This is a genomic window from Micrococcus antarcticus (assembly GCF_044872765.1).
Taxonomy (GTDB): domain Bacteria; phylum Actinomycetota; class Actinomycetes; order Actinomycetales; family Micrococcaceae; genus Micrococcus.
Genome location: NZ_CP085253.1, coordinates 1,088,891 through 1,112,487, shown reverse-complemented (window position 1 = coordinate 1,112,487; position 23,597 = coordinate 1,088,891). Strand labels below are relative to the sequence as shown.

The following is a 23,597-nucleotide window of genomic DNA, read 5'->3' as shown; positions in this document are numbered from 1 at the left end:
GCGTGATCGGACGTCGCTCCCTCGAGCTCAAGACCACCCCCCAGCTGCAGGCCATGCAGCGTGCGGGGGTGGTCCTGTCCGCGGCCCTCGATGCCGCCGTGGACGCCGCCGCCCCCGGTGTGACCACCGCGGAGCTGGACGCCGTGTTCCGCGGCGTCCTCGCCGAGCACGGCGCAACCTCGAACTTCCTGGGCTACCACGGCTTCCCCGCCACGATCTGCGCGTCGGTGAACGAGGAGGTGGTCCACGGCATCCCCGGGGAGCGCGTCCTGCAGGCCGGCGACGTCCTGAAGATCGACGGCGGCGCGATCGTGGACGGCTGGCATGCCGACTCCGCGCGCACCGTGATCCTGGGGTCCTCCGCGGCCGGCACGGCGGACCCCGCGGACGAGCGCCTCTCCGCCGTCACCCGCGAGGCCATGTGGGCGGGGATCGCCGCCTTCGCGTCCGCCACGCACGTGGGGGAGATCGGCGACGCCATCGACGACCACGTCTCGGCGCAGGACGGCCCCGAGCTCGGCATCCTCGAGGACTACGTGGGCCACGGCATCGGCTCGGCCATGCACCTGCCCCCGGATGTGTTCAACTACCGCACCGGGCACCAGGGCCCGCGCGTGCGCCCCGGCCTGGCGCTCGCGATCGAGCCCATGCTCGTGCGCGGCGGCATCGAGACCCGCACCCTCGAGGACGACTGGACCGTGGTGACGGAGGACGGGGCGCGGGCGAGCCAGTGGGAGCACTCGGTGTGCCGCCACGCCGGCGGCCTGTGGGTCCTCACCGCCCCCGACGGCGGCGCGTCCGAGCTGGCCCGCTTCGGCGTCACCCCGGTCCCGCCGGGGGAGTGACCCCGCACGCCCGGGCGTGGTGGTCATCCGGCTCCGGATGCGGTATCATCGAATGTTGATCGTGTCCGCTCGCCGTCGGCGTGCCGCCGCGATCCACCCCGTTCCCGCCCCGTGGGCGGCGCCACCGCGCCGCTGTCGGAGCATGACGATAGTGGAGGACATGGCTAAGAAGGAAGGTGTCATCGAGGTCGAGGGCACGGTGTCGGAGGCGTTGCCCAACGCGATGTTCCGCGTCCGTCTGCAGAACGAGCACGTCGTGCTCGCCACGATCTCCGGAAAGATGCGTCAGCACTACATCCGCATCCTCCCCGAGGATCGCGTCGTGGTGGAGCTTAGCCCGTACGACCTCAATCGAGGTCGCATCGTCTACCGCTACAAGTAAGACCCAACCCGTCCAAGCGAGCGCAGGAGGAAGAGCCGTGAAGGTTCAGCCGAGCGTGAAGCGGATTTGTGACAAGTGCCAGGTCGTGCGCCGTAAGGGCCGCGTTCTGGTGATCTGCTCGAACCCGCGCCACAAGCAGCGCCAGGGCTGATCGCCTCCCCCGTCTCGCGGGGGAGCGACGCCGTGCGCTGACGAGAACACCCAACCGGCCATGATGGCCGAACAGCAGGGACAACGGTCGCCCCCGTCACACGGGACGCGGCCGACACCTCCGGTCGCAGGGGCCGGAGACCGACGACGGCGGACGACCGCCGCGGAGCACGCCGAGCACTCGCTGGGCGCCGCGGCTCGAGGGTCCGCTTGGCCGTGAGCCGCGTCGTCCGGGCGTCCCTGGTGCAGACCTCTGCTGCTTCAAGGAACAGGAGGACGGCCGCATGGCTCGTCTTGCAGGCGTTGACATTCCGCGCGAGAAGCGCGTGATCATCGCACTCACCTACATCTACGGCGTGGGCAAGACCCGCGCCGAGGAGACCCTCGCCGCCACCGGGATCGACCCGAACATCCGCGTGAAGGACCTCTCCGACGAACAGCTGGTGCAGCTGCGCGACCACATCGAGGGCACCTACAAGGTGGAGGGCGACCTCCGCCGCGAGGTCGCCGCCGACATCCGTCGCAAGGTGGAGATCGGCTCCTACGAGGGCCTGCGCCACCGTCGCGGCCTTCCGGTGCGCGGTCAGCGCACGAAGACCAACGCCCGCACCCGCAAGGGCCCCAAGAAGACGGTCGCCGGCCGCAAGAAGTGATCCTGCCGGCGAGGCTGAGCCCGGACCCGTCCGGCCGCCCCGCCGCAGCACCTGCACCGTCAGCCTTTTCGTCAGGAGAACCACATGCCCCCCAAGACCCGCGCCGCAGCGGCCCGCAAGCCGCGCCGCAAGGACAAGAAGAACATCACCGTGGGCCAGGCCCACATCAAGAGCACGTTCAACAACACCATCGTGTCCATCACGGACACCACGGGTGCCGTCATCTCGTGGGCCTCGTCCGGCGAGGTGGGCTTCAAGGGCTCGCGCAAGTCGACCCCCTACGCCGCGCAGCTGGCCGCCGAGCAGGCCGCCAAGCGCGCCCAGGAGCACGGCATGAAGAAGGTGGACGTCTTCGTGAAGGGCCCGGGCTCGGGTCGCGAGACCGCCATCCGCTCCCTGCAGGCCGCCGGCCTCGAGGTGGGGTCCATCCAGGACGTCACCCCCATGGCCCACAACGGTGCTCGCCCCGCGAAGCGCCGCCGCGTCTGACCTGAGCGTCTTCTCCGCACCCGCCCCGTCCCCCGGGGCGGGTGCGGACAGGTCTGCGACCTGATCCCATCCCGTCCTCGTTTCCACCCCCCGCGTGCGTCATATGGCGGACGCTCGCCGAAAGGAAATGTTCGTGCTCATTGCACAGCGCCCCACGCTGACCGAAGAGGTCGTGTCCGACCGTCGGTCCCGGTTCGTGATCGAGCCGCTGGAGCCCGGCTTCGGCTACACCCTCGGCAACTCCCTGCGCCGCACTCTGCTCTCCTCCATCCCCGGTGCTGCCGTGACCAGCATCCGCGTGGACGGCGTCCTGCACGAGTTCAGCACCGTCAACGGCGTCAAGGAGGATCTCACCGAGATCATCCTCAACATCAAGCAGCTGTCCGTCTCCTCCGAGAACGACGAGCCCGTCGTCGCCTACCTGCGCAAGCAGGGGGCCGGCGTCGTGACCGCCGCGGACATCACCGCTCCCGCCGGTGTGGAGATCCACAACAAGGACCTCCACATCGCGACGCTCAACGCGAAGGGCAAGTTCGACATGGAGCTGACGGTCGAGCGCGGCCGCGGCTACGTGACGGCGGCCCAGAACAAGTCCGCGGACGCGGAGATCGGCCGCATCCCGGTCGACTCCATCTACTCACCCGTGCTCAAGGTGACCTTCAAGGTCGAGGCCACCCGTGTGGAGCAGCGGACGGACTTCGACCGCCTGATCCTGGACGTGGAGACCAAGGAGTCCATGCTGCCGCGCGACGCCGTGGCCTCTGCGGGCTCCACGCTCGTCGAGCTGTTCGGCCTGGCCCGCGCGCTCAACGTCGAGGCCGAGGGCATCGACCTGGGCGAGACGCCGGCGGAGGGCGACGTGTCCGCCGACCTGGCCCAGCCGATCGAGGAGCTCGAGCTGACCGTGCGCTCCTACAACTGCCTCAAGCGCGAGGGCATCCACTCCGTGGGTGAGCTCGTGGCCCGGTCCGAGGCCGACCTGATGGACATCCGCAACTTCGGCGCGAAGTCCATCGACGAGGTCAAGGAGAAGCTGGAGGAGCTGGGCCTGTCCCTCAAGGACTCGCCGGCCGGCTACGACCCGCAGCTCCACGCGCGCCAGATGGACGACGATCCGTTCTCGGACTTCTGAGCCGCACCGCACCCCTGAATCTTTGACCCCGAGGCCGACGCCGGCACCGGGGACCACCTGAGGAGAAACACCATGCCTACCCCCACCAAGGGTCCGCGCCTGGGCGGCAGCCCGGCCCACGAGCGCATCATGCTGGCCAACATGTCGGCCCAGCTCTTCGAGCACAAGTCGATCACCACGACGCTCACCCGCGCCAAGCGCCTCCGCCCCCACGCGGAGCGCCTCATCACCTTCGCGAAGAAGGGCGACCTGCCCTCCCGTCGCAAGGTGCAGGGCATCATCGCGGCGAAGAACCGCACCAACAAGTCCATCGTGCACGAGCTGTTCACGGTGATCGCCCCGGCCATGGCCGAGCGCAACGGCGGCTACACCCGCATCACCAAGATCGGCAACCGCCACGGCGACAACGCGCCCATGGCCGTGATCGAGCTCATCATGGATCCGGTCTCCCCGAAGCAGGCCGTCGTCCGTGAGGCCGAGCGCGCCGTCGAGACGGCTCCGGCCGCCCCGGTCGAGGCCGAGGCCGTCCCCGTGGAGGCCGTGGACCCGGCCGCCACCGAGGACGTCACCGTGGCCGAGTCCGAGGAGACCGCCGCCGAGATCGACGGCGCCGTCGCCACGACCGAGGACGGCTCCGCTCCCGAGGGCGCGACCATCAAGGGCAACGCCAGCTCGAAGAAGTACCACGTCCCCGGCTCCCGCTGGTACGACCAGACCACCGCCGAGGTCTGGTTCACCACTGTCGAGGAGGCCGTGGCCGCCGGCTTCGAGCCCGCCGGCGGCGCCGCGGCGCAGAAGATGCCCGCCTCCGAGTGAGGCCGTGCGCACCCCCTCGGCGGGGAGCGCATCCCCTGAGCGAAGGGCCGTCCACCTCGGTGGGCGGCCCTTCGTCGCGTCGACCCCCAGGAGCACCATGACCGAGCACCGCTCTGCCGAGCACATCCGCCCGCGCGGGGACGCGTCCGCCGAGGCCGACTCCACCCCGTCCGCCGCCGCGGACCTCGCCGCGCCCGCCGCAGACGCCGCCGCGGACCTCGCCGTCCCCGACGCGCGCCTCCGGGTGCGGCTCGACCTCGCCTATGACGGATCGGCGTTCTCCGGCTGGGCCTCCCAGCCGGGGCTGCCCACCGTCCAGGGCGCGCTCGAGGAGGCGCTGGAGCGGATCCTGCGCCGCCCCGTGGCCACGGTGGTGGCCGGGCGCACCGACGCCGGCGTCCACGCGCGCGGCCAGGTGGTCCATCTGGACCTCTCCGCCGCCGAGTGGGAGGGCCTCTCCCGGGGCCGGCCGGGCGATGACCCGGGGCAGGCCCTGCTGCGCCGCCTCGCGGGCGTGCTCTCCAGCTGGGGCGGCGCCGTCGTGGTGCACGGCGCGGCCCGTGCACCGGAGGGCTTCGACGCGCGATTCGGCGCCCTGTGGCGCGAGTACGAGTACCGCATCAGTGACCGCCGAGCGACGCAGGACCCGCTCACCCGCCGGGGCACGCACTGGCACGGCGCCGCCCTGGATGTGGGGCGCATGCAGACGGAGGCCCACGCCCTCCTCGGCCTGCACGACTTCCTCTCCTTCTGCAGGCCGCGCGAGGGTGCCACGACCATCCGCGAGGTCCAGGATCTGCGGGTCGAGCGGGACCCGGAGGGGATCGTCCGTGTCCAGATCCGCGCGGACGCGTTCTGCCACCACATGGTGCGCTCCATCGTGGGGGCGCTCCTGGAGGTGGGGGAGGGGCGTCGCGCTCCCGGCTGGGCGGGCGAGCGGCTGGCGGCCCGCGTGCGGGACTCCCATGTGCGCCTCGCGCCGCCGGGTGGGCTGACCCTGGCCCGCGTCGCCTACCCGGCGAACCCGGACGTGCTGCGGGCCCGCGCCGCGGGGACACGGGCCCGACGCTCCCTGTGAGTCCGGGCGTCGACGTCGGGGGCGCCCCCGAAGGGCGCCGCGGGACGTGGGCCCGCGCTTTTGCCGCGGGGACGCGGACCCGGTAGCATGGGGAGACGTTGCGCATGTCCGCACCCGGATGCGTCGTGCCGCGAGTGGCTCAGTTGCATGGCCTTCAGCTCGCGCCGCACCCCCGGGATCCTCGGGCCCGGTCGCCTTCCAGTCCTCACCTGGAGCCCCGGCGCGCACGGAGAACTGACAGTGCGCCCCACGCCGGAATCACGCCCCAGCGCGCGGCCACTGTGACCGATCACCGACCCTGAAGGCAGACAACGTGCGTACGTACTCTCCCAAGCCTGGCGATGCCGACCGCCAGTGGCACATCATCGATGCCACCGACGTCGTCCTCGGCCGCCTGGCCACCCACACCGCCACCCTGCTGCGCGGAAAGCACAAGCCGACGTTCGCCCCCCACATGGACATGGGCGACTTCGTCATCATCGTGAACGCCGAGAAGGTGGCCCTCACCGGCGCCAAGCTCGAGAAGAAGCGCGCCTACCGCCACTCGGGCTACCCGGGCGGCCTGAAGTCGCAGAGCTACGCCGAGCTCCTCGAGACCAACCCGGTCCGCGCCGTGGAGAAGGCCGTCCGCGGCATGCTCCCCAAGAACTCGCTGGCCGACCAGCAGATGGGCAAGCTCAAGGTGTACCGCGGTGCCGAGCACCCGCACGCCGCCCAGCAGCCCGCCACCTTCGAGATCGGCCAGGTCGCCCAGTGACCCTGGCGACCGCCTGAGACTTTTCCTGAGGAGAACCATGAGCATCAATGAGCATGAGGACGTGGAGCTGACCAGCTACACCTCCGAGTCGTCCGCCACCGCCTCCACCGACGAGGCCGCCGTGTCCGAGCGTCCCGCCCTGACCGTCCCCGGTGCAGCCGTCGGCCGCCGCAAGGAGGCCGTGGCGCGCGTCCGCCTCATCCCCGGCTCCGGCCAGTGGACCGTGAACGGCCGCACCCTGGAGAACTACTTCCCCAACAAGCTGCACCAGCAGGAGGTCAACGACCCCTTCACGCTGCTGGAGCTCGCCGGCGCGTACGACGTGATCGCCCGCATCCACGGCGGCGGCCCCTCCGGCCAGGCCGGTGCGCTGCGCCTGGGCATCTCCCGCGCCCTGAACGAGATCGACCGCGAGCACAACCGCGCCGCCCTCAAGAAGGCCGGCTTCCTCACCCGTGACGCCCGCGTCATCGAGCGCAAGAAGGCCGGCCTCAAGAAGGCCCGCAAGGCCTCGCAGTTCTCGAAGCGCTGATCCGCGCCTCGGCTCCGGCCGAGCGGATCCGCCCCGCAGACCCCGTGTCACCGTTCCCCGGTGGCGCGGGGTCTGCCGCGTCCGGCGCCTAGACTGTGAGGGTCCCCGCAGTGCGGCGGGGGCTCGCCCGGGGCGTGAGGGCTCCCGCCGGTGGCGCGAGACGTGTGAGAGCCACGAGGAGATCCGCCATGGCAGATTCATCCCGCCGCCCGGAGGACGCCCCCCAGGAGGCCCAGGGCCAGGCGCAGACCGACGCGCCGGCGTCGCCGGAGAGCACCCCCGTCCACGTGCTGGAGGCGGGGGATTCCGATGTCCCGTTCGCCGTGACCCACGACTACGCGGCGGAGGTCGACGAGATCCACGAGCTCGGCCGCAAGCTGCGCGGGGACAAGGCCCTGCCGACCCCGGACCCGCTCGCGTGGCGCGAGGGCTACCCCTACGAGACGAAGATCAGCCGACGCCTCTACGAGCGCCGCAAGCGCGAGCTCCAGATCGAGCTGCTGAAGATGCAGCTGTGGGTCAAGGAGACGGGCCAGAAGGTCCTGATCATCTTCGAGGGGCGCGACGCGGCCGGCAAGGGCGGCGCGATCAAGCGCTTCAACGAGCACCTCAACCCGCGCGGCGCCCGCACCGTGGCCCTCGAGAAGCCCACCGAGGCCGAGGCCTCGCAGTGGTACTTCCAGCGCTACATCCAGCACCTGCCCTCCGGCGGGGAGATCGTGATGTTCGACCGGTCCTGGTACAACCGGGCCGGCGTCGAGCGCGTCATGGGCTACTGCACGCCGCCGCAGTACCTCGAGTTCATGCGGGAGACCCCGGAGCTCGAGCGCATGCTGGTCAACTCCGGCATCCACCTCGTGAAGTTCTGGTTCTCCGTCTCCCAGCGCGAGCAGCTCAACCGCTTCGCCTCCCGCGAGACCGATCCCGTCCGCCGCTGGAAGCTCTCGCCCACCGACATGGCCTCCCTCGACAAGTGGGACGACTACACGAACGCCAAGGAGGCCATGTTCTTCTACACGCACACGGCCGACGCGCCGTGGACCGTGGTGAAGTCCAACGACAAGAAGCGCGCGCGCCTCGAGGCCATCCGGCACGTGCTGCACACGCTCCCGTACCCGGACAAGGACGCGCGGGTCGTGCACGCCCCGGACCCGCTCATCTGCGCACCCGCGACGGACCTGTTCGAGATGGGCGAGGATCACGACAGCGGCTCCTTCCCGCGCGTGCGCTGAGCACGTCCGGGACGCGGCGGCCCGCCGAGGCCCCCGCATGACGACGGCGCCCCGCCCGCTCGGGTGGGGCGCCGTCGTCGGCGGTGCGGATGCTCAGGGGTTGCGCTTGACCCACTCCGCGTTGACGTGGGCGTCGTCGAGGAGGTTGTCCGCCCCGAACCCCTCGCTGATGCGGTACTCGCCGGCCTCCAGGGAGGCGCGCACGTCCTCGCGCAGGATCGGGAGCTTCGCGTAGAACGCGTCGCCGCAGCAGCTGGTGGCCACCACGTCGCGGTGGCCGATGATGCGCGAGGGCGGCATCTCGTACTGCTGGCAGATGTAGGCGGAGAGCCGCACGAGCCCCGCGTAGAGGCTCTGCGGCGGCGGGTTCACCATGTAGAAGCCCTCGCACTCGATGCCCAGGGCGTAGGCGTTGAAGCCGAGGGCGTGGATGCCGAGCATGAAGGTCTCCCCGCCCTCGAGGGCGTGGCGGGAGCCGTGCCGGGCCTCCATGGGGAAGCCGCCGCGGGACATCGTGAACTGCTGGCCGGAGTCGCCCCAGCCCTGGGCGATGTGGCCCTTCTGCACCATGCGGGCGAGGTCCATGGCGGCCTGGCGGGACCCGTCGGAGGTGTTCGGCGTCGTCGTGTGGTGGATGACGAGGTACGAGGGGCGCTCGTAGAGGGTCTGGAGGTAGTTGGCGGGCGTGACCGCGCCCCAGTCGTCCGTCGTGAGGATCTCCGGCGCGGGCAGGCGGGGGCGGTCGTCGCCGCCGGCGGAGGCGGACGCCTCGGGGGCCTCGTCGCCGGATCCGCAGGCGACGGCGGCGGAGGCGAGCGCGATGCCGGTGCCGCCCAGGACGGCGCGGCGCGGCCAGCGTCGTCGTGGGGTGGTCTCGGGGAGATCGGCCATGGAGGGGTCCTTCGTGTCGGGGCGGCGGGGGGCCGCGGGGCCGCCCGTCCGGGAGCCGGACGGGTGCACGGGCGCGGGCCCACCGGCTCGATGGTACCGGCCGCGCGGCGCGCTCGAGACCCCGGGGGTGGTGCTCCGGGCCACTCAGGCTCGTAGACTCACTGATCATGTCGAGATTGTTCGGAACCGATGGCGTCCGTGGCCTGGCCAACGAGACCCTCACTGTGGAGCTGTCCCTCCAGCTGGCCCAGGCGGCCGCCCCCGTGCTCGGGGCCGAGGCCCTCGAGGCGGGCAGGCGGCCCGTGGCCGTCGTCGCGCGGGACCCGCGGATCAGCGGCCAGTTCATCGGCGCGGCCGTGGTGGCCGGCCTCGCCTCGTCCGGCGTGGACGTCTGGGACGCGGGTGTGCTGCCCACGCCGGCGGCCGCGTTCCTCGTGGCGGACCTGGGCGCGGACTTCGGCGTGATGATCTCCGCCTCCCACAACCCCGCGCCGGACAACGGCATCAAGTTCCTCGCCCGCGGTGGCCAGAAGCTCACCGACGGGCAGGAGGACGAGATCATCCAGCACCTGGAGGGCGCCGACCCGCTGCGCCCCACGGGTGCGGACGTGGGCCGCGTGCGCGTCTTCTCCGACGCCGAGGACCGCTATGTCCTCCACCTCCTCCAGTCCCTGCCCCACCGCCTGGACGGCCTCACCGTGGTGCTGGACTGCGCCCACGGCGCGGCCGCCGGCTGCTCACCGGAGGCGTTCCGCGCCGCCGGCGCGCAGGTGGTCGTCATCGGCGCCTCCCCGGACGGGCTGAACATCAACGAGGGCTGCGGCTCGACGCACCTGGAGATGCTCCAGGCGGCGGTCAAGGAGCACGGCGCGGACCTGGGCATCGCCCACGACGGCGACGCCGACCGCTGCCTCGCGGTGGACGAGCACGGCGAGGTCGTGGACGGCGACCAGATCATGGGCGTCATGGCGCTGGCCCTGAAGGACCGCGGCGCCCTGCGCGACGACACCCTCGTGGTCACCGTCATGTCCAACCTCGGCCTCAAGCTGGCCATGGGCCGCGAGGGGGTCCAGCTGGTGGAGACCCAGGTCGGCGACCGCTATGTCCTGGCCGGCATGAAGCTGGGGGACTACTCGCTGGGCGGCGAGCAGTCCGGCCACGTGATCTTCGCGGACCACGCCACCACGGGCGACGGCGTGCTGACCGGCCTGCAGCTCGCCTCCCGCGTGGCCCAGACCGGCACCCCGCTCTCCGAGCTCGCCGGCGTGATGCAGCGCCTCCCGCAGGTGCTCGTGAACGTGCGCGGTGTGGACAAGGCCCGCGCCGGGACGGACGAGGCCGTGCAGGCCGCCGTGGCCGAGGCCGAGGCGCGCCTCGGTGAGACGGGGCGGGTGCTGCTGCGCCCGTCCGGAACGGAGCCGGTGGTGCGCGTGATGGTGGAGGCCCCGGACGAGGACACCGCCCGCGGCGAGGCCGAGTCCCTGGCCGCCGTCGTGCAGCGCGAGCTCGCGCTCCACGCCTGACCCGTGCGCCCGGACCAGCCGCCTCGCAGGGCGGTTCTGCTCGGCGCGCTGACGGCCGGGCTGGCGCTGCTGTGGGGCGTGGCCTACGCGGCCGTGGACGCCCCGGTGTGCGGCCGCGGCGTGGCGCTCGAATGGCTGCCGTGCCTGGACGCGGGGACCGGCGGCGCGGCCACCGCACCGTAGGGGGCGGCCCCGTGCCCCCGGCGGGTGAGCCCCGTGACAGGACGGGCCCCGGACGCCTCCGTTGGGGAGGTGTCCGGGGCCCGTCGGGGTCGGGGAGCCGGGAGGCTCAGAGGCGGGGGTCGGTCCCGGTGACGGTGCCCGCGGCGCCGCCGCGCTGGGCGGCGAGCAGGTCGCGGATCTCGGAGAGCAGGGCGACGTCCTCCGGCACCTCCTCGTCCTTCGGGGTGATGCCGAGGCGCCGGTTGCGGCGCTCGATCATGGCGTTCATCGGCAGGATGATCACGAAGTAGACCGCCGCGGCGATGAGCAGGAAGTTGACGATCGCGGTGAGGAGGACGCCGAACTGGATGGCGTTGCCATTGAGCATCACGACGCCGAACTGGTCGAAGTCCGGCGCCTTCACGAGCCCGGAGATGAACGGCATGAGCACGTTCTCCACGACCGCGTTGATCACCTTGCTGAAGGCGGCGCCGATGACGACGGCCACGGCGAGGTCGATGACGTTTCCCTTGAGGATGAATTCCTTGAATCCTTGAAGCATGGGGCAAGTCTATGGCCATTCGAGGCCGGCGCCGACCGTGTCCGAGGCTCGGCCGGGCCGGGGCGACCAGGGTCCGGCCACGAGGCGGGCGTCAGACCTTGCGCAGCAGGACCCGCGTGACCTCGTGCCGCTCGTTCTTGGTGAGCACGAGTCGCGCCCGCCCCCGGGTGGGATGCACGTTCTGCTGGAGGTTGGGCCCGTTGATGGTGTCCCAGATGTGCTCCGCGGTGGCCTGCGCCTCGGCGTCGGCGAGGTGGGCGTAGCGGTGGAAGTAGCTGCGCGGATCGCGGAAGGCGCCCGAGCGCAGGTCCATGAAGCGCTCGATGTACCAGCGGCGGATCCAGTCGGCACGGGCGTCCACGTACACGGAGAAGTCGAAGAAGTCGGAGACGCTGAGGCCGGCCGTGCCGTCGGTGCGGGTGCGTGGCGGGGCGAGCACGTTCAGGCCTTCCACGATCAGCACGTCCGGGCGGTGCACCGCCTGCTCCTCGCCGGGGACGATGTCGTAGGTCATGTGCGAGTACACGGGCGCACGCACCTCCTCCGCCCCGGACTTCACGTCGGCCATGAAGCGGAGCAGGGCGCGCCGGTCGTAGGACTCCGGGAAGCCCTTGCGCTTCATGAGCCCGCGTTCGGCGAGGACGGCGTTCGGATGGAGGAAGCCGTCCGTGGTGATGAGCTCCACGCGGGGGGTGGTGGGCCAGCGGCGCAGCATCTCCTGGAGCACGCGCGCGGTGGTCGACTTGCCCACGGCCACCGAGCCCGCCACGCCGATCACGTAGGGGGTCCGGCCGGTGTGCTCGCCCAGGAAGGCATTGGTCGCGTTGCGCAGTGCACCGGACGCCTCGACGTTGATGCCCAGGAGCCGGGAGAGGGGGAGGTACACCTCGGCCACCTCGGTGAGGGAGAGGGTGTCGCCGATGCCGCGCAGCCGCTCCACGTCCGCCTGGTCGAAGGGCTGAGCCATCTCCGCGGCGAGGCGGGACCAGGTCTGCCGCTCGAGCTCCACGAAGGGAGAGCGGTGGTGGTCGGCCGCCCGGGCGGGCTCGCGGGGCCGGGCCGGGAGGGCAGGGCTCGCGGGGAGCGCGTCGGTGTCCGTCACCGCACCATTATGACGGTCGCCCTGCGGTGGGTCGGAGCCCGCCGTTCCGTGGCGCGTCCCGGGCCCCCTGCGGCGCGCCCCCGGGCTCCGAACCGCCGCCGCTAGGATCGGACCCATGCGCGTTCTCGTGACCGGTGGTGCCGGCTACCTCGGGTCACACACGGTGACCACCCTGCTCGACGCCGGCCATGACGTCCTGGTGCTGGACAGCCTCGTCAGCTCGTCCCGGGCAGCCCTCGAGCGGGCCGCCGAGGTGTGCGGCGTCGAGCTCGGCGGCCCCCGCCTCGACCTGCTCCAGGCGGACGTCTGCCGTCCCGAGCACTACGCCGACGCGGTGGTGCGCTACGCGCCGGACGGCGTCGTGCACTTCGCGGGCCTGAAGTCGCCGACGGAGTCGATGCGGGAGCCTGCCGCCTACTACAGCGTCAACGTGGCCGGGACTGCACAGGTCGCGCGCGTGGCCGCCGAGGCCGGCGCGCGTGTCCTGCTCTTCTCCTCCTCCGCCACGGTCTACGGCGACGACGCCGCCGTGCCCGTCGCCGAGGACGCGCCCACCGCGCCCGTGAACCCGTACGGCCACTCCAAGCTGATGGCCGAGCAGGTCCTGCGCGACGTCCACGGGTCCGTGCCCGCGCTCTCCGTGGCGGTGCTGCGCTACTTCAACCCTGTGGGCGCCCACCCCTCCGGCCGCCTGGGGGAGGATCCGCAGGGCACGCCCGCCAACCTCATGCCGTTCGTGGCGCGCGTGGCCACCGGGCAGTGCCCCGAGCTGCAGGTGTTCGGGGCGGACTTCGCCACGCGGGACGGCAGCGCCATCCGCGACTTCATCCACGTAATGGACCTCGCCGAGGCCCACGTGGCCGCCCTCGAGTGGATGACGGAGCACACGCGGGACGCGCCGGCCGTGAAGGTCTGGAACATCGGGCGCGGGGAGGGCGTCACGGTGTTCGAGATGGTCCGCGCCGTCGAGGCCGTCACCGGCCGCGCCGTCCCGTACCGGGTCGTGGGCCGCCGCGCGGGGGACATCGGGGAGTCCCGCGCGGCCGTCGACGCGATCGGCGGGGAGGTCGGCTGGCGCGCCCGGCGCAGTGTCGAGGCGATGGTCCGGGACATGTGGGCCTGGCAGGAGGCCAATCCCCACGGCTACCGCGAGTCCTGAGCGCGGCGGCGCGCGCCCGGGGCCGCGGCCGGTATCCTCATCCGCATGTGCGGAATCGTCGGATACATCGGCCACCCCTCCACCACTCGGGACCACGGCGCCCTCGAGGTCCTCATGGAGGGCCTGCGCCGTCTCGAATACCGCGGATACGACTCCGCCGGCGTCGCCGTCGTGGCGGACGGCGAGCTGTACCACCGCAAGAAGGCGGGCAAGCTGGCCAATCTGGCCGCCGAGCTCGAGGCGCACCCGGTGCCCGCGGCGCAGGTGGGCGTCGGCCATACGCGCTGGGCCACCCACGGCGGCCCCACGGACGTCAACGCGCACCCGCACGTCGCGGACGAGGGCCGTCTGGCCATGATCCACAACGGCATCATCGAGAACTACGCCGAGCTCCGCGAGGAGCTGCTGGCCAAGGGGGTGAGCTTCCTCTCGGAGACCGACACCGAGGTGGCCGCCCACCTGCTGGGCGACATCTACCGCAACGGGGCCGCCGGGGACCTGACCCGCGCGATGCAAATGGCCTCCCAGCGCCTCGAGGGCGCCTTCACCCTGCTGGCCGTCCACGTGGACCACCCGGACCGCGTGGTCGCCTCCCGCCGCAACTCCCCGCTCGTGGTGGGCGTGGGCGAGGGGGAGAACTTCCTCGGCTCGGACGTCTCGGGCTTCATCGACTTCACGCGGAACGCCATCGAGCTCGAGCAGGACCAGGTGGTGACCATCACCGCCGACGCCGTCGAGATCACCGACTTCGCGGGCGCGCCCGCGCAGGGCAAGGCGTTCTCCGTGGACTGGGACGCCTCCGCCGCGGAGAAGGGCGGCTTCGCCACCTTCATGGAGAAGGAGATCCACGACCAGCCGCAGGCCGTGCGGGACACCCTGCTGGGCCGCACGGACGCCTCGGGCGCGCTCGTGCTGGACGAGCTGCGGATCGAGCCCGAGGAGCTGCGCAGCATCACCAAGATCATCGTGCTCGCGTGCGGCACCTCGGCCTACGCCGGGATGGTGGCCAAGTACGCGATCGAGCACTGGTGCCGCATCCCGGTGGAGGTGGAGCTCTCCCACGAGTTCCGCTACCGGGACCCCATCATCGATGACGGCACGCTCGTGGTCTCCATCTCCCAGTCCGGCGAGACCATGGACACGCTCATGGCCGTCCGGTACGCGAAGGAGCAGGGCGCCCGCACGGTGTCCATCTGCAACACCAACGGCTCCACCATCCCGCGCGAGTCCGACGCCGTGCTGTACACGCACGCCGGCCCCGAGATCGCCGTGGCCTCCACGAAGGCGTTCCTCGCCCAGATCACGGCGGCCTACCTCCTCGGCCTCTACCTCGCGCAGCTGAACAAGAAGCTCTTCAGCGGCCAGATCAGCGACATCATGGCGGACCTCGCCGACATCCCCGCGAAGATCGGCGAGATCCTCGAGAACGCGGACCAGGTCAAGGAGCTCGCCCGCTCGATGGCGGACGCCACCTCCGTGCTGTTCCTCGGCCGCAACGTCGGCTACCCCGTGGCCATGGAGGGCGCGTTGAAGCTCAAGGAGCTCGCGTACATCCACGCGGAGGGCTTCGCCGCCGGCGAGCTCAAGCACGGGCCGATCGCGCTGATCGACGAGGGCCAGCCGGTGTTCGTGGTCATGCCCTCCCCGATGGACCGCCACTCCCTGCACGCCAAGGTGGTCTCCAACATCCAGGAGGTCCGCGCCCGCGGGGCCCGTACCTTCGCGGTGGCCGAGCGGGGCGACGCCGCGGTGCGCTCGCAGGCCGAGGGCGTCTTCGAGGTCCCGGAGACGCAGCCCATGCTCATGCCGCTGCTCACCACCGTCCCGCTGCAGATCTTCGCGCTCGAGCTCGCCTCGGCGAAGGGCTACGACGTGGACCAGCCGCGCAACCTGGCGAAGTCCGTCACGGTGGAGTGAGCTTCCGCGCCGTCAGGCGCGCAGCGGCGGGCCGGGTCTCCCACGGGGACCCGGCCCGCGGCCGTCGTGGAGGGCGCCGCGGCGCACGAGCCGCTAGGGTGATCTCGGTCACACATCGGTGACCCTGACCCCGAGGAGGCCCACCCATGCATCCGTCCCGCCGCACCGTCACGCAGGGGCTCGCCGCCGGCCTGGCCGGCCTCGCCCTTCCCGCCGCGCTGGCAGAGTCTGCCCTCGCCGCGCCCCGGACCGCCGGGGCGGACGCCGACATCCTCCAGCGCTCGCTGGACGCCCTGGTCGCGTGGCCCGTCGTCGGCGCCGTGTGCGCCGTGGCCTCCCCGGCCGGCCGCCTCGAGCTCGCCGCCGGTCGGCGCTCCGCGGCCACCCCGGCGCCGGCCCGCCCCCAGTCGGTCGCCCGCGTCGCCAGCGTCACCAAGGCCATGACCGCGACACTCGCGCTCCAGGAGATCGAGCGCGGCACCCTGCGCCTCGACTCCACGATCGGGGAGGTCCTCCCCGGCCTGTGGCCGGGCCGCGAGGAGGTCACCCTGGGCCAGCTGCTCAACCACACCTCGGGCATGCCGGATGCCGTCTGGGTGATCATGGAGCACCTGGGCCTGTGGGACCTGCCGCTCACGCACGTCCGCGACGTCGTCTCCCGCCCCTACACGACGCTGGAGCTCGTGGAGCTGGCGAAGCAGGACGGCTGGTGGTTCGAGCCCGGGACCGACTGGGGCTATTCCAACACCGGGTACGTGGTGGCACAGCTGATGGTGGAGGCCGTCACGGGCCGCCCGCTCTCCCGCCTGATCCGCGAGCGCGTGTTCCGCCCCGCGGGCATGCACCGCGCCCGCCTCGAGGAGGGCACGCTCGTGCGCGGCGCCGAGATGGAGGACGCCGCGGTGCGTCCCGCCGAGACGATGCGCCTCGAGGTCATCGACCAGTCGGTCTTCGCGGGAGCCGCCGCGGTCATCGCGACGGCGGGCGACGTCGTCCGCTTCTACCAGGCGCTCCTGCAGGGCCGCCTCGTCAGCCAGGCGTCGGTGGACGCCATGATCACCCCCGTCGGAGCGGCCGCCCCGTACGGCTACGGGTACGGGATCTTCCAGATGCCGGACCCGGCGGTGCCCGGTGGCACGCTGTACGGGCACGACGGCGGCGGGTTCGGCTCCGCGTCCCTCGCCCTGGCCAGCCGCGACGGCTCGCGCGCGATGGCGTTCACGTTCGTCGGCCGCCCGTACTGGGCGGAGGGAGCCGCCCAGGTGTGGGAACGCCAGACGGCCGTCCTGCGCGCCGCCTTCGCCCTGCCCCGGGGCGTCGACGCCGAGGCCCGGGCCCGTGCCGCCCACGGCGCCGCCGCCGGACGCCTGCGCATCGGCTGACGCACCGGCGGGCAGCCCGCCCGGCCCTGGCGCACCCCCACGGGAGGGTGCACCGGGGCCGTCCGCCGTCCGGACCCGGCGACGGGGGAGACCTTCGCCATCGCGAGGGTCTGCGGACCGCCCAGTAGACTCGCTGACGATGCGCGTCGGCTCCGGCGCGCCCTGCCTGACCTCGGAGAGACATGCGCACAGTGGACATCGGCCAGCCGTACCCCCTCGGGGCCACGGTGGACGACACCGGCACCAACTTCGCCATCGCCGTCGGCCGGGAGGTCGAGGCCGTGGAGCTGTGCCTCGTGGGGGAGGACGGCACGGAGGAGCGCATCCCGATCGAGGAGCGCCACGACACCACATGGCACGTGCACGTGGCCGACGTCGGCCCGGGCCAGCGCTACGGGTACCGGGTGCGCGGTCCCTGGGAGCCCGCCCGCGGGCTGTGGCACAACCCCGCCAAGGTCCTGGTGGACCCCTACGCGCGCGCCTTCACGGGCGAGTACGCGTGGGGCCAGCAGCACCACTCGTACGACTTCGACGAGCCGGACCGCATGGACACCACCGACAACCTGGGCTCGACCATGCTCGGCGTGGTGGTGGCCGACGACTTCGACTGGGGCGAGGACGCCCCGCCGCACACCGAGCTCACGGACACCGTGGTCTACGAGACGCACGTGAAGGGCATGAGCCGGCTGCACCCGGACGTGCCGGAGGAGCTGCGCGGCACCTACGCCGGCATGGCCCACCCCGCCGTGGTCGGGCACCTGACGCACCTGGGCGTGACCGCGGTCGAGCTCATGCCGGTGCACCAGTTCGTCAACGACGCGACGCTCCAGGAGAAGGGGCTGGACAACTACTGGGGCTACAACACGATCGGGTTCTTCGCCCCGCACGCCGCCTACGCGGCGGCGGACGACCTCGGCGGCCAGGTGCGCGAGTTCAAGCAGATGGTCAAGGACCTCCACGCGGCCGGCCTCGAGGTCATCCTGGACGTGGTCTACAACCACACCGCCGAGGGCAACGACAAGGGCCCCATGCTCTCCCTGCGCGGCTTCGACAACGCCGGGTACTACCACCTCGTGGAGGGCGACGAGCGCCACTACATGGACTACACGGGCACCGGGAACTCGGTGGACCTCTCCAGCCCCAAGGCCCTCCAGCTCGTCATGGACTCGCTGCGGTACTGGGTGACCGAGATGCACGTGGACGGCTTCCGGTTCGACCTCGCCACCACCCTCACACGCGTGGAGGGGGAGAAGGGCCCGGACATGTTCTCCGGCTTCTTCGACGTGGTGCGCCAGGACCCGGTGCTGCGCATGGTCAAGCTCATCGCCGAGCCCTGGGACGTGGGGTGGGGCGGCTACCAGGTGGGCAACTTCCCCGGCATCTGGAGCGAGTGGAACGGCATGTACCGGGACACGGTGCGCGACTTCTGGCGCGGTGAGCCGGGCACCCTCGGCGAGTTCGCCACCCGCCTCACCGGCTCAGCGGACCTGTACGAGGGCGACGGCCGCAGCCCCGGCGCGTCCGTGAACTTCGTCACCGCGCACGACGGCTTCACCCTGCGCGACCTCGTCTCCTACAACGAGAAGCACAACGCCGCCAACGGCGAGGACAACAAGGACGGCGACTCGCACAACCGCTCCTGGAACTGTGGCGTCGAGGGGCAGACGGACGATCCGGAGGTCCTCACCCTCCGTGCCCGGCAGCAGCGCAACTTCCTCGCCACGCTCCTGCTCAGCCAGGGCGTGCCGATGATCAGCCACGGCGACGAGCTCGGCCGCACGCAGGGCGGCAACAACAACGCCTACTGCCAGGACAACGAGATCGCCTGGATCGACTGGTCCACGGTGGACGCGAACCTCGTGGAGTTCACGCGCACGCTCATCCGGCTGCGCTGTGAGCACGCGGTGTTCCGCCGGCGCCAGCACTTCGACGGCCGCCCCGCCGCCCGCGACGTGGACGCGCCCCTGCCGGACATCGTGTGGCTCGAGCCGGACGCCTCGCCCAAGACGGAGGACGACTGGGGCAACGAGGCCCGCTCGATCGGGTTCTACCTCAACGGCCATGCGCTGCCGCGCCGAGACGGGGAGGAGGAGCCCTACCGGGACTTCTACGTGCTGATGAACGCGTGGTGGGAGCCGGTGCCGTACACCCTGCCCGGCCCCACGTTCCCCGCGGCCTGGGAGATCGTCCTGGACACGTCCTCGCACGTGGCGCCCCAGGGCACCCATCCGATCGTGCGCGCCGGCGAGGTGGTCGAGCTGCCGCCGCGCTCCACCATGATCCTGCGCCAGACCCCCGAGGACGCCTCGGCGTGAGCCGCCCGGCCGAGGGGCGCGTCCCGGCGCGCCCGCGGCGTGCGGGGCCCCGGGCCCCGCGGTGGATGCTCGCGGCGCTCGCGGTCCTGGCGATCGCGGCCCTCGCGTACGGCGCGGCATGGGCCGCCCGCCAGACGCTCGAGCCCCACGCGGAGAACCCTGAGCACGTGGACGCGCTGCTCGTGCTCTACAGCCAGCCGGCGGTCTACGACGCGGCGCTCGACCTGCTCGGCGCGGGCGTGGCCGACCGCGTGTTCGTCTCCGCGCACCTCGGGCCGGACGGCCATGAGAAGCTGTGCGGAGAGCCGGCGCAGGCCGACCCCCGCCTGCACGGCGTCACCGTGGAGTGCTTCTCCCCGGATCCGGTGACCACCCAGGGGGAGGTCATGTACGCGGGCGAGCGCATGCGGGCCCTCGGCCTGCAGGACCTGGGGGTGCTCACCTTCGGCGAACACCTCGAACGCGCCCGCCTGCTCGCGCGGCGGTGCTGGCCGGAGGAGGAGGGCACGGTGTCCATGTACGAGTTCGACGCCGGATACGACGACGGCGTCCGCGCACGACAGGCGGCCTACGCGGTCCTCGCGTACGGGAAGGCGGGCCTCACGTCCGGCTGCGGCGACGAGCTGCCCGGCGTGGTGCGCTGGCCGCTCGACCTCGCCAAGCGAGCCCTGGGCATGCCCGTCGAGGCCGCCGTGCGCACGGCTGGCGTCCGGCCGGTCGGCGTCACGCTCGCGGAGACGTCGGCGTGATCGTCGGCGTCGGCGTGGACGTGGTGGACGTGCCGCGGTTCCGCGCGCAGCTGGAGCGGGCGCCCGCCCTGCGGGAGCGGCTCTTCACCGTGGACGAGCGGGACCTCCCGCTGCGCTCGCTCGCCGCGCGGTTCGCCGCGAAGGAGGCCATCGCCAAGGCGATGGGCGCCCCGCCCGGCATGATGTGGCACCACTGCTGGATCCCTCGCCCCGAGCACGGCGACGGCCGCCCCGAGGTGCGGCTGACCGGCACGGTCGAGGCGCAGGCCCGAGCCCTCGGCATCACCCACTGGCACCTCTCGCTCAGTCACGACGGCGACGTCGCCGCCGCCTACGTCGTGGCCGAGAGGCGAGCGGAGGAGGACACCCCGTGACCGCATCCCCGACCCCGTTCGCCGTCACCGGCTCCGCCGTGCGCGCCGCCGAGGAGCCCCTCCTGGCCGCCGGCCAGGGCGCCGCGCTCATGCGCTGCGCCGCCTGGGGGCTCGCCCAGCACGTGCTCCGGGTCCTGCGCGGGCGCGGCCCGGTGGCCGGCGCGACCGTCGCCGCGCTCGTGGGCACGGGCAACAACGGCGGCGACGCGCTGTGGGCCCTGGCCCTCCTGCGCCGCCGCGGGGTGGCGGCCGTCGCCGTGCCGATCGCGCGGGACGAGCACGGCGCGCCCCGCTGGCACGCCGAGGGCTGGGCTGCCCTGCGCGCGGCCGGCGGCACGGCCGCGGACGTGGTGCCGGCCCGGGCCGACGTCGTGGTGGACGGGATGCTCGGGACCGGATTCCGGGGGGAGTTCGCCGTGCCGGACGCGGCGCGCGGCCTGCCCGCGGGCGCCGCCGTGGTGGCGTGCGACGTCCCCTCCGGCGTGGACGCGGACACGGGCGAGGTGCGCGGCGGGGGCGTGCGCGCGGAGGTCACCGTCACCTTCGGCGCGCTCAAGACGGGCCTGCTGCTCGGCGACGGAGCGGACCTCGCCGGGGACGTCCGCCTCGTGGACATCGGCCTCGGGCCCCACCTGCCGAGCGCGCCGCCGGAGCGGCTGCGCGTTATGGACGGCCCGACGGCGGCCCGGCTGCACCCCGCCCCCGCGGCGGACGGCCACAAGTACACGCGCGGCGTCGTCGGGGTGGTGGCGGGCTCCGCGCGGTACCCGGGCGCGGCCGTGCTCAGCACCTCCGGGGCGCTCGAGGCGGGCGCCGGGATGGCGCACCACGCCGGCCCCGCGACGACGCGGGCCGCGGTCGTCACGGCGCACCCGGAGGCGCTCGTCTCGGCGGAGGGGCCCGCGCCGGAGCGCACGGACGCCTGGGTCGTCGGGCCCGGGCTGGACACCGAGGACGACGCGCGGGAGCGCTTCATCCGGGTGCGCGACGCCGTCCTGGCGAACCCGCGGGCGGCGCTCGTGGTGGACGCCTCCGCCCTCACCCTCGTGACAGCGGAGGACCTCGCCGCCCTGCGCGACGCCGGGGCCCGCGTGGTCCTCACGCCGCACGCGGGGGAGTGGGCGCGCCTCACCGAGCGGATCCCCGTGCCGGGGGCCGACGGCGCCGGCCACGCCCCGGACGAGCTCGCCCGCCTACGGGCGTGGTCCGCCGCCCACGGCGCCGCCGTGCTGCTGAAGGGGCCGCGCACGCTCGTCGTGGCGCCCGACGGCGAGGCGTGGCTCATGGGCGAGGGCGGCCCCGAGCTCGGGGTCGGCGGGACGGGAGACGTCCTCTCCGGCGTGCTGGGCGCGGTGCTGGCCGCCGATGCGGCGCGCCGGGCCCGCGCGGCCGAGGAGGAGGGCGCGACGTGCGGGGCCGGGGAGGTCGAGCACGTCCCGACCCTCGCGTCCCTCGCCGCCGCGGCCGCGTGGCTGCACGCCCGCGCCGGCGCCGACCAGGCCCGTGCGGGCCGCATGACCGCCGGGACCCTGCCGGCCGCGGTCGGGGGGACGGTGGCGCGGATGTGGTGGGGCGAGGCGCGCGGAACTCGGGCTGATTGAATGGGATCCGTGACCGACCACCCCCTCGAACGCCGCGCCCGCATCGACCTCGCCGCCGTCCGCCACAACGTGCGGACGCTCAAGGAGCGCACTCGCCATCCCGACGGCACGGCCCCCGCGCTCATGGCCGTCGTCAAGGCGGACGCCTACGGCCACGGCACCGTCCCCGTGGCCCGCGCCGCGCTCGCAGCCGGTGCCGACCGCCTGGGCGTCGCGCACGTGACCGAGGCGCTCGGCCTGCGGGCCGCCGGCGTCGACGCCCCGGTCCTGGCGTGGCTGCACACGCGGGACACCCCGTTCGCTCAGGCGCTCGCGGCCGACGTCGCCCTCGGCGTCTCGGGGTGGGAGATCGAGCCCGTCGCCGACGCGGCCCGCGCCGCCGGACGTCCCGCCACGGTCCACCTCAAGCTGGACACCGGCCTGGGGCGCAACGGCTGCCCGCCCGCCGCGCTGCCGGACCTCGCCGCGCGCGCCGCGGCGCTCGAGGCCGAGGGCGTGCTGCGGGTCGAGGGCGTCTTCTCCCACCTCGCGGTCGCAGACGAGCCCGAGCGCGCCGCGGAGACCGACGCGCAGCTCGCGGCGTTCGAGGCGGGTGTGCGGGTCCTGCGGGAGGCGGGCCTGACGCCCTCCGTCCGCCACATCGCCAACACGCCCGCCACGCTCACCCGCCCGGACGCGCACCTGGACATGGTCCGCGTGGGCCTCGGCCTCTACGGCCTCAGCCCTTTTCCGGATCGCCCCGCGCAGGAGTTCGGGCTGCGCCCCTCGATGTCGCTGCGGACGTCGCTCGCGAGCGTCAAGGCGGCACCCGCCGGCCAGGGCGTGTCCTACGGCTACCGCCACCGCACCGCCGCGCCCACCGTGCTCGGCCTCGTGCCGCTGGGCTACGCCGACGGCGTCCCGCGCGTGGCGGAGGACGCCCCCCTCGACGTCGCCGGACGCCGGCTCACCGTGGCCGGACGCATCGCGATGGACCAGTTCGTGGTGGACCTCGGCCCGGACGCCACGGAGCGCGTGGGCGACCCCGTCGAGCTGTTCGGCCCGACGTCGGGCATCCCCGCGGACGCCTGGGCCGAGGCCGCGGGAACCATCAACTACGAGCTCGTCACCCGCATCGGGAGCCGCGTGCCGCGCGAGCACGTGGACTCGGACCACGGTCTCGAGGCGAGCGCCGGGGACGCCGCGGCGACGACGGGGGAGGCCCGCGCATGACCACCCTGCCTGCGCCCACGCTCACCACCGCCGTCGAGCTCGACGGGGCCGTCGGCACCCGCGCCGTCGGGCGCGCCCTGGCCCGGGTGCTCGGCCCTGGCGACGTCGTCATCCTCACGGGCGACCTCGGCGCCGGGAAGACGACGCTGACGCAGGGGCTCGGGGAGGGCCTCGGCGTGCGCGAGGGCGTCATCTCGCCCACGTTCGTGCTCGCCCGCATCCACCCGGGACCCGCCGACGGGCCGGACCTCGTGCACGTGGACGCCTACCGCCTGCGCTCCGGGGCGGAGCTGACCGACCTCGACCTCGAGGAGAGCCTCGACCGCTCCGTCACGGTGGTGGAGTGGGGCCGCGGGCTCGCGGAGTCGCTCGCGGGGTTCCCCGAGGACCCGGACGCCTCGTGGCTCGACGTGGAGATCGTCCGCGCCCGCGGCGGGGAGTCGGCCGGCCCGACGTCGGACGGCCGGCCTGCCGTAATCGTCACCGACTTCTCCGACGAGGAGGGCGAGTCGGCCGAAGAAGTGCGCACCGCCGTCGTGACCGGCTACGGGCCGCGGTGGCGCGGGGTGCGCCTTCCGTAGA

25 protein-coding genes are annotated in these 23,597 nt (G+C 73.2%); 22 read left to right on the top strand and 3 right to left on the bottom strand.

Annotated features, from left to right (window positions below; translation table 11 throughout):
- Positions 1–2: 2 nt before the first annotated feature.
- The 11 genes from map (at position 3) to ppk2 (ending at position 8,066) form a co-directional block, all read left to right on the top strand.
- Entirely contained in the window at positions 3–845 is an 843-nt protein-coding gene (gene map, locus LG274_RS05115; protein WP_343282067.1) for a type I methionyl aminopeptidase, read from the top strand.
- 160 nt (positions 846–1,005) lie between these two features.
- The gene (gene infA, locus LG274_RS05110; protein ID WP_010080397.1) at positions 1,006–1,227 is read left to right on the top strand and encodes a translation initiation factor IF-1; all 222 of its coding nucleotides are present in this window, start codon (positions 1,006–1,008) and stop codon (positions 1,225–1,227) included.
- A 37-nt stretch (positions 1,228–1,264) separates the two neighbouring features.
- A complete protein-coding gene (gene rpmJ, locus LG274_RS05105; protein WP_002857509.1) occupies positions 1,265–1,378 on the top strand; it encodes a 50S ribosomal protein L36 in 114 nt (37 codons plus the stop codon).
- A 283-nt stretch (positions 1,379–1,661) separates the two neighbouring features.
- Positions 1,662–2,030 (top strand): 30S ribosomal protein S13, encoded by a 369-nt coding sequence (rpsM, locus tag LG274_RS05100; protein WP_248115979.1) that lies wholly within the window; start codon positions 1,662–1,664, stop codon positions 2,028–2,030.
- A gap of 84 nt (positions 2,031–2,114) precedes the next feature.
- The gene (gene rpsK, locus LG274_RS05095) at positions 2,115–2,519 is read left to right on the top strand and encodes a 30S ribosomal protein S11 (RefSeq protein ID WP_248115977.1); all 405 of its coding nucleotides are present in this window, start codon (positions 2,115–2,117) and stop codon (positions 2,517–2,519) included.
- A gap of 133 nt (positions 2,520–2,652) precedes the next feature.
- Positions 2,653–3,651 (top strand): DNA-directed RNA polymerase subunit alpha, encoded by a 999-nt coding sequence (locus LG274_RS05090; RefSeq protein WP_298987195.1) that lies wholly within the window; start codon positions 2,653–2,655, stop codon positions 3,649–3,651.
- A gap of 72 nt (positions 3,652–3,723) precedes the next feature.
- Positions 3,724–4,467 (top strand): 50S ribosomal protein L17, encoded by a 744-nt coding sequence (rplQ, locus tag LG274_RS05085; RefSeq protein ID WP_248115972.1) that lies wholly within the window; start codon positions 3,724–3,726, stop codon positions 4,465–4,467.
- A 97-nt stretch (positions 4,468–4,564) separates the two neighbouring features.
- On the top strand, positions 4,565–5,545 hold the full coding sequence (gene truA, locus LG274_RS05080) for a tRNA pseudouridine(38-40) synthase TruA (protein WP_404465810.1): 981 nt from the start codon (positions 4,565–4,567) through the stop codon (positions 5,543–5,545).
- A gap of 313 nt (positions 5,546–5,858) precedes the next feature.
- Positions 5,859–6,302, top strand: coding sequence for a 50S ribosomal protein L13 (rplM, locus tag LG274_RS05075; protein WP_248115967.1), 444 nt, complete (start codon positions 5,859–5,861; stop codon positions 6,300–6,302).
- A gap of 37 nt (positions 6,303–6,339) precedes the next feature.
- Positions 6,340–6,834 (top strand): 30S ribosomal protein S9, encoded by a 495-nt coding sequence (gene rpsI / locus LG274_RS05070; RefSeq protein WP_248115965.1) that lies wholly within the window; start codon positions 6,340–6,342, stop codon positions 6,832–6,834.
- A gap of 188 nt (positions 6,835–7,022) precedes the next feature.
- On the top strand, positions 7,023–8,066 hold the full coding sequence (gene ppk2 / locus LG274_RS05065) for a polyphosphate kinase 2 (RefSeq protein WP_404465807.1): 1,044 nt from the start codon (positions 7,023–7,025) through the stop codon (positions 8,064–8,066).
- Between the two features lie 93 nt (positions 8,067–8,159).
- On the opposite strand, the gene LG274_RS05060 is transcribed toward ppk2, so the two are convergent.
- Positions 8,160–8,957: a peptidoglycan recognition family protein gene (locus LG274_RS05060; RefSeq protein WP_298987209.1), complete on the bottom strand. Its 798-nt coding sequence runs from the start codon at positions 8,955–8,957 to the stop codon at positions 8,160–8,162.
- 167 nt (positions 8,958–9,124) lie between these two features.
- Between LG274_RS05060 and glmM the strand changes: the two genes are divergently transcribed.
- Both glmM and LG274_RS05050 read left to right on the top strand, forming a co-directional pair.
- Positions 9,125–10,480 (top strand): phosphoglucosamine mutase, encoded by a 1,356-nt coding sequence (gene glmM, locus LG274_RS05055; protein ID WP_248115958.1) that lies wholly within the window; start codon positions 9,125–9,127, stop codon positions 10,478–10,480.
- Positions 10,481–10,483: 3 nt separating this feature from the next.
- Positions 10,484–10,663: a hypothetical protein gene (locus tag LG274_RS05050; RefSeq protein WP_298711715.1), complete on the top strand. Its 180-nt coding sequence runs from the start codon at positions 10,484–10,486 to the stop codon at positions 10,661–10,663.
- A 106-nt stretch (positions 10,664–10,769) separates the two neighbouring features.
- On the opposite strand, the gene mscL is transcribed toward LG274_RS05050, so the two are convergent.
- The gene (gene mscL / locus LG274_RS05045; protein ID WP_298711712.1) at positions 10,770–11,204 is read right to left on the bottom strand and encodes a large conductance mechanosensitive channel protein MscL; all 435 of its coding nucleotides are present in this window, start codon (positions 11,202–11,204) and stop codon (positions 10,770–10,772) included.
- 91 nt (positions 11,205–11,295) lie between these two features.
- On the bottom strand, positions 11,296–12,213 hold the full coding sequence (gene coaA, locus LG274_RS05040; RefSeq protein WP_404466006.1) for a type I pantothenate kinase: 918 nt from the start codon (positions 12,211–12,213) through the stop codon (positions 11,296–11,298).
- Between the two features lie 208 nt (positions 12,214–12,421).
- On the opposite strand from coaA, the gene galE reads away from it, so the two are divergent.
- The 9 genes from galE to tsaE all read left to right on the top strand — a co-directional run bounded on the left by galE (position 12,422) and on the right by tsaE (position 23,596).
- On the top strand, positions 12,422–13,465 hold the full coding sequence (galE, locus tag LG274_RS05035; protein ID WP_298987221.1) for a UDP-glucose 4-epimerase GalE: 1,044 nt from the start codon (positions 12,422–12,424) through the stop codon (positions 13,463–13,465).
- 45 nt (positions 13,466–13,510) lie between these two features.
- Positions 13,511–15,382 (top strand): glutamine--fructose-6-phosphate transaminase (isomerizing), encoded by a 1,872-nt coding sequence (gene glmS, locus LG274_RS05030; RefSeq protein ID WP_404465803.1) that lies wholly within the window; start codon positions 13,511–13,513, stop codon positions 15,380–15,382.
- Between the two features lie 146 nt (positions 15,383–15,528).
- Positions 15,529–16,764 carry a serine hydrolase domain-containing protein gene (locus tag LG274_RS05025; RefSeq protein WP_404465801.1) on the top strand — a complete coding sequence of 412 codons (1,236 nt, stop codon included), beginning with the start codon at positions 15,529–15,531 and terminating at the stop codon, positions 16,762–16,764.
- A gap of 182 nt (positions 16,765–16,946) precedes the next feature.
- Positions 16,947–19,079, top strand: coding sequence for a glycogen debranching protein GlgX (gene glgX, locus LG274_RS05020; RefSeq protein ID WP_248115944.1), 2,133 nt, complete (start codon positions 16,947–16,949; stop codon positions 19,077–19,079).
- Complete coding sequence (locus LG274_RS05015) at positions 19,076–19,828, top strand: hypothetical protein (protein WP_404465799.1); 753 nt, start codon at positions 19,076–19,078, stop codon at positions 19,826–19,828. The genes glgX and LG274_RS05015 overlap by 4 nt, the downstream gene beginning before the upstream one ends.
- Positions 19,825–20,202 carry a holo-ACP synthase gene (locus LG274_RS05010; protein WP_248115940.1) on the top strand — a complete coding sequence of 126 codons (378 nt, stop codon included), beginning with the start codon at positions 19,825–19,827 and terminating at the stop codon, positions 20,200–20,202. The genes LG274_RS05015 and LG274_RS05010 overlap by 4 nt, the downstream gene beginning before the upstream one ends.
- On the top strand, positions 20,199–21,803 hold the full coding sequence (locus LG274_RS05005; protein ID WP_404465797.1) for an NAD(P)H-hydrate dehydratase: 1,605 nt from the start codon (positions 20,199–20,201) through the stop codon (positions 21,801–21,803). Before LG274_RS05010 ends, LG274_RS05005 begins: the two co-directional genes overlap by 4 nt.
- Positions 21,804–23,015: an alanine racemase gene (alr, locus tag LG274_RS05000; RefSeq protein WP_404465795.1), complete on the top strand. Its 1,212-nt coding sequence runs from the start codon at positions 21,804–21,806 to the stop codon at positions 23,013–23,015.
- Positions 23,012–23,596, top strand: coding sequence for a tRNA (adenosine(37)-N6)-threonylcarbamoyltransferase complex ATPase subunit type 1 TsaE (gene tsaE, locus LG274_RS04995; RefSeq protein WP_248115933.1), 585 nt, complete (start codon positions 23,012–23,014; stop codon positions 23,594–23,596). The genes alr and tsaE overlap by 4 nt, the downstream gene beginning before the upstream one ends.
- Position 23,597 lies beyond the last annotated feature (1 nt).

Bases quoted from the DNA above. Each gene is read 5' to 3' on its own strand.
- infA (WP_010080397.1), top strand. From the start codon at position 1,006: ATGGCTAAGAAGGAAGGTGTCATCGAGGTCGAGGGCACGGTGTCGGAG.
- rpsM (WP_248115979.1), top strand. From the start codon at position 1,662: ATGGCTCGTCTTGCAGGCGTTGACATTCCGCGCGAGAAGCGCGTGATC.
- rpsK (WP_248115977.1), top strand. From the start codon at position 2,115: ATGCCCCCCAAGACCCGCGCCGCAGCGGCCCGCAAGCCGCGCCGCAAG.
- rplQ (WP_248115972.1), top strand. From the start codon at position 3,724: ATGCCTACCCCCACCAAGGGTCCGCGCCTGGGCGGCAGCCCGGCCCAC.
- truA (WP_404465810.1), top strand. From the start codon at position 4,565: ATGACCGAGCACCGCTCTGCCGAGCACATCCGCCCGCGCGGGGACGCG.
- rpsI (WP_248115965.1), top strand. From the start codon at position 6,340: ATGAGCATCAATGAGCATGAGGACGTGGAGCTGACCAGCTACACCTCC.
- ppk2 (WP_404465807.1), top strand. From the start codon at position 7,023: ATGGCAGATTCATCCCGCCGCCCGGAGGACGCCCCCCAGGAGGCCCAG.
- LG274_RS05060 (WP_298987209.1), bottom strand. From the start codon at position 8,957: ATGGCCGATCTCCCCGAGACCACCCCACGACGACGCTGGCCGCGCCGC.
- glmM (WP_248115958.1), top strand. From the start codon at position 9,125: ATGTCGAGATTGTTCGGAACCGATGGCGTCCGTGGCCTGGCCAACGAG.
- mscL (WP_298711712.1), bottom strand. From the start codon at position 11,204: ATGCTTCAAGGATTCAAGGAATTCATCCTCAAGGGAAACGTCATCGAC.
- galE (WP_298987221.1), top strand. From the start codon at position 12,422: ATGCGCGTTCTCGTGACCGGTGGTGCCGGCTACCTCGGGTCACACACG.
- glmS (WP_404465803.1), top strand. From the start codon at position 13,511: ATGTGCGGAATCGTCGGATACATCGGCCACCCCTCCACCACTCGGGAC.
- LG274_RS05025 (WP_404465801.1), top strand. From the start codon at position 15,529: ATGCATCCGTCCCGCCGCACCGTCACGCAGGGGCTCGCCGCCGGCCTG.
- glgX (WP_248115944.1), top strand. From the start codon at position 16,947: ATGCGCACAGTGGACATCGGCCAGCCGTACCCCCTCGGGGCCACGGTG.
- alr (WP_404465795.1), top strand. From the start codon at position 21,804: ATGGGATCCGTGACCGACCACCCCCTCGAACGCCGCGCCCGCATCGAC.
- tsaE (WP_248115933.1), top strand. From the start codon at position 23,012: ATGACCACCCTGCCTGCGCCCACGCTCACCACCGCCGTCGAGCTCGAC.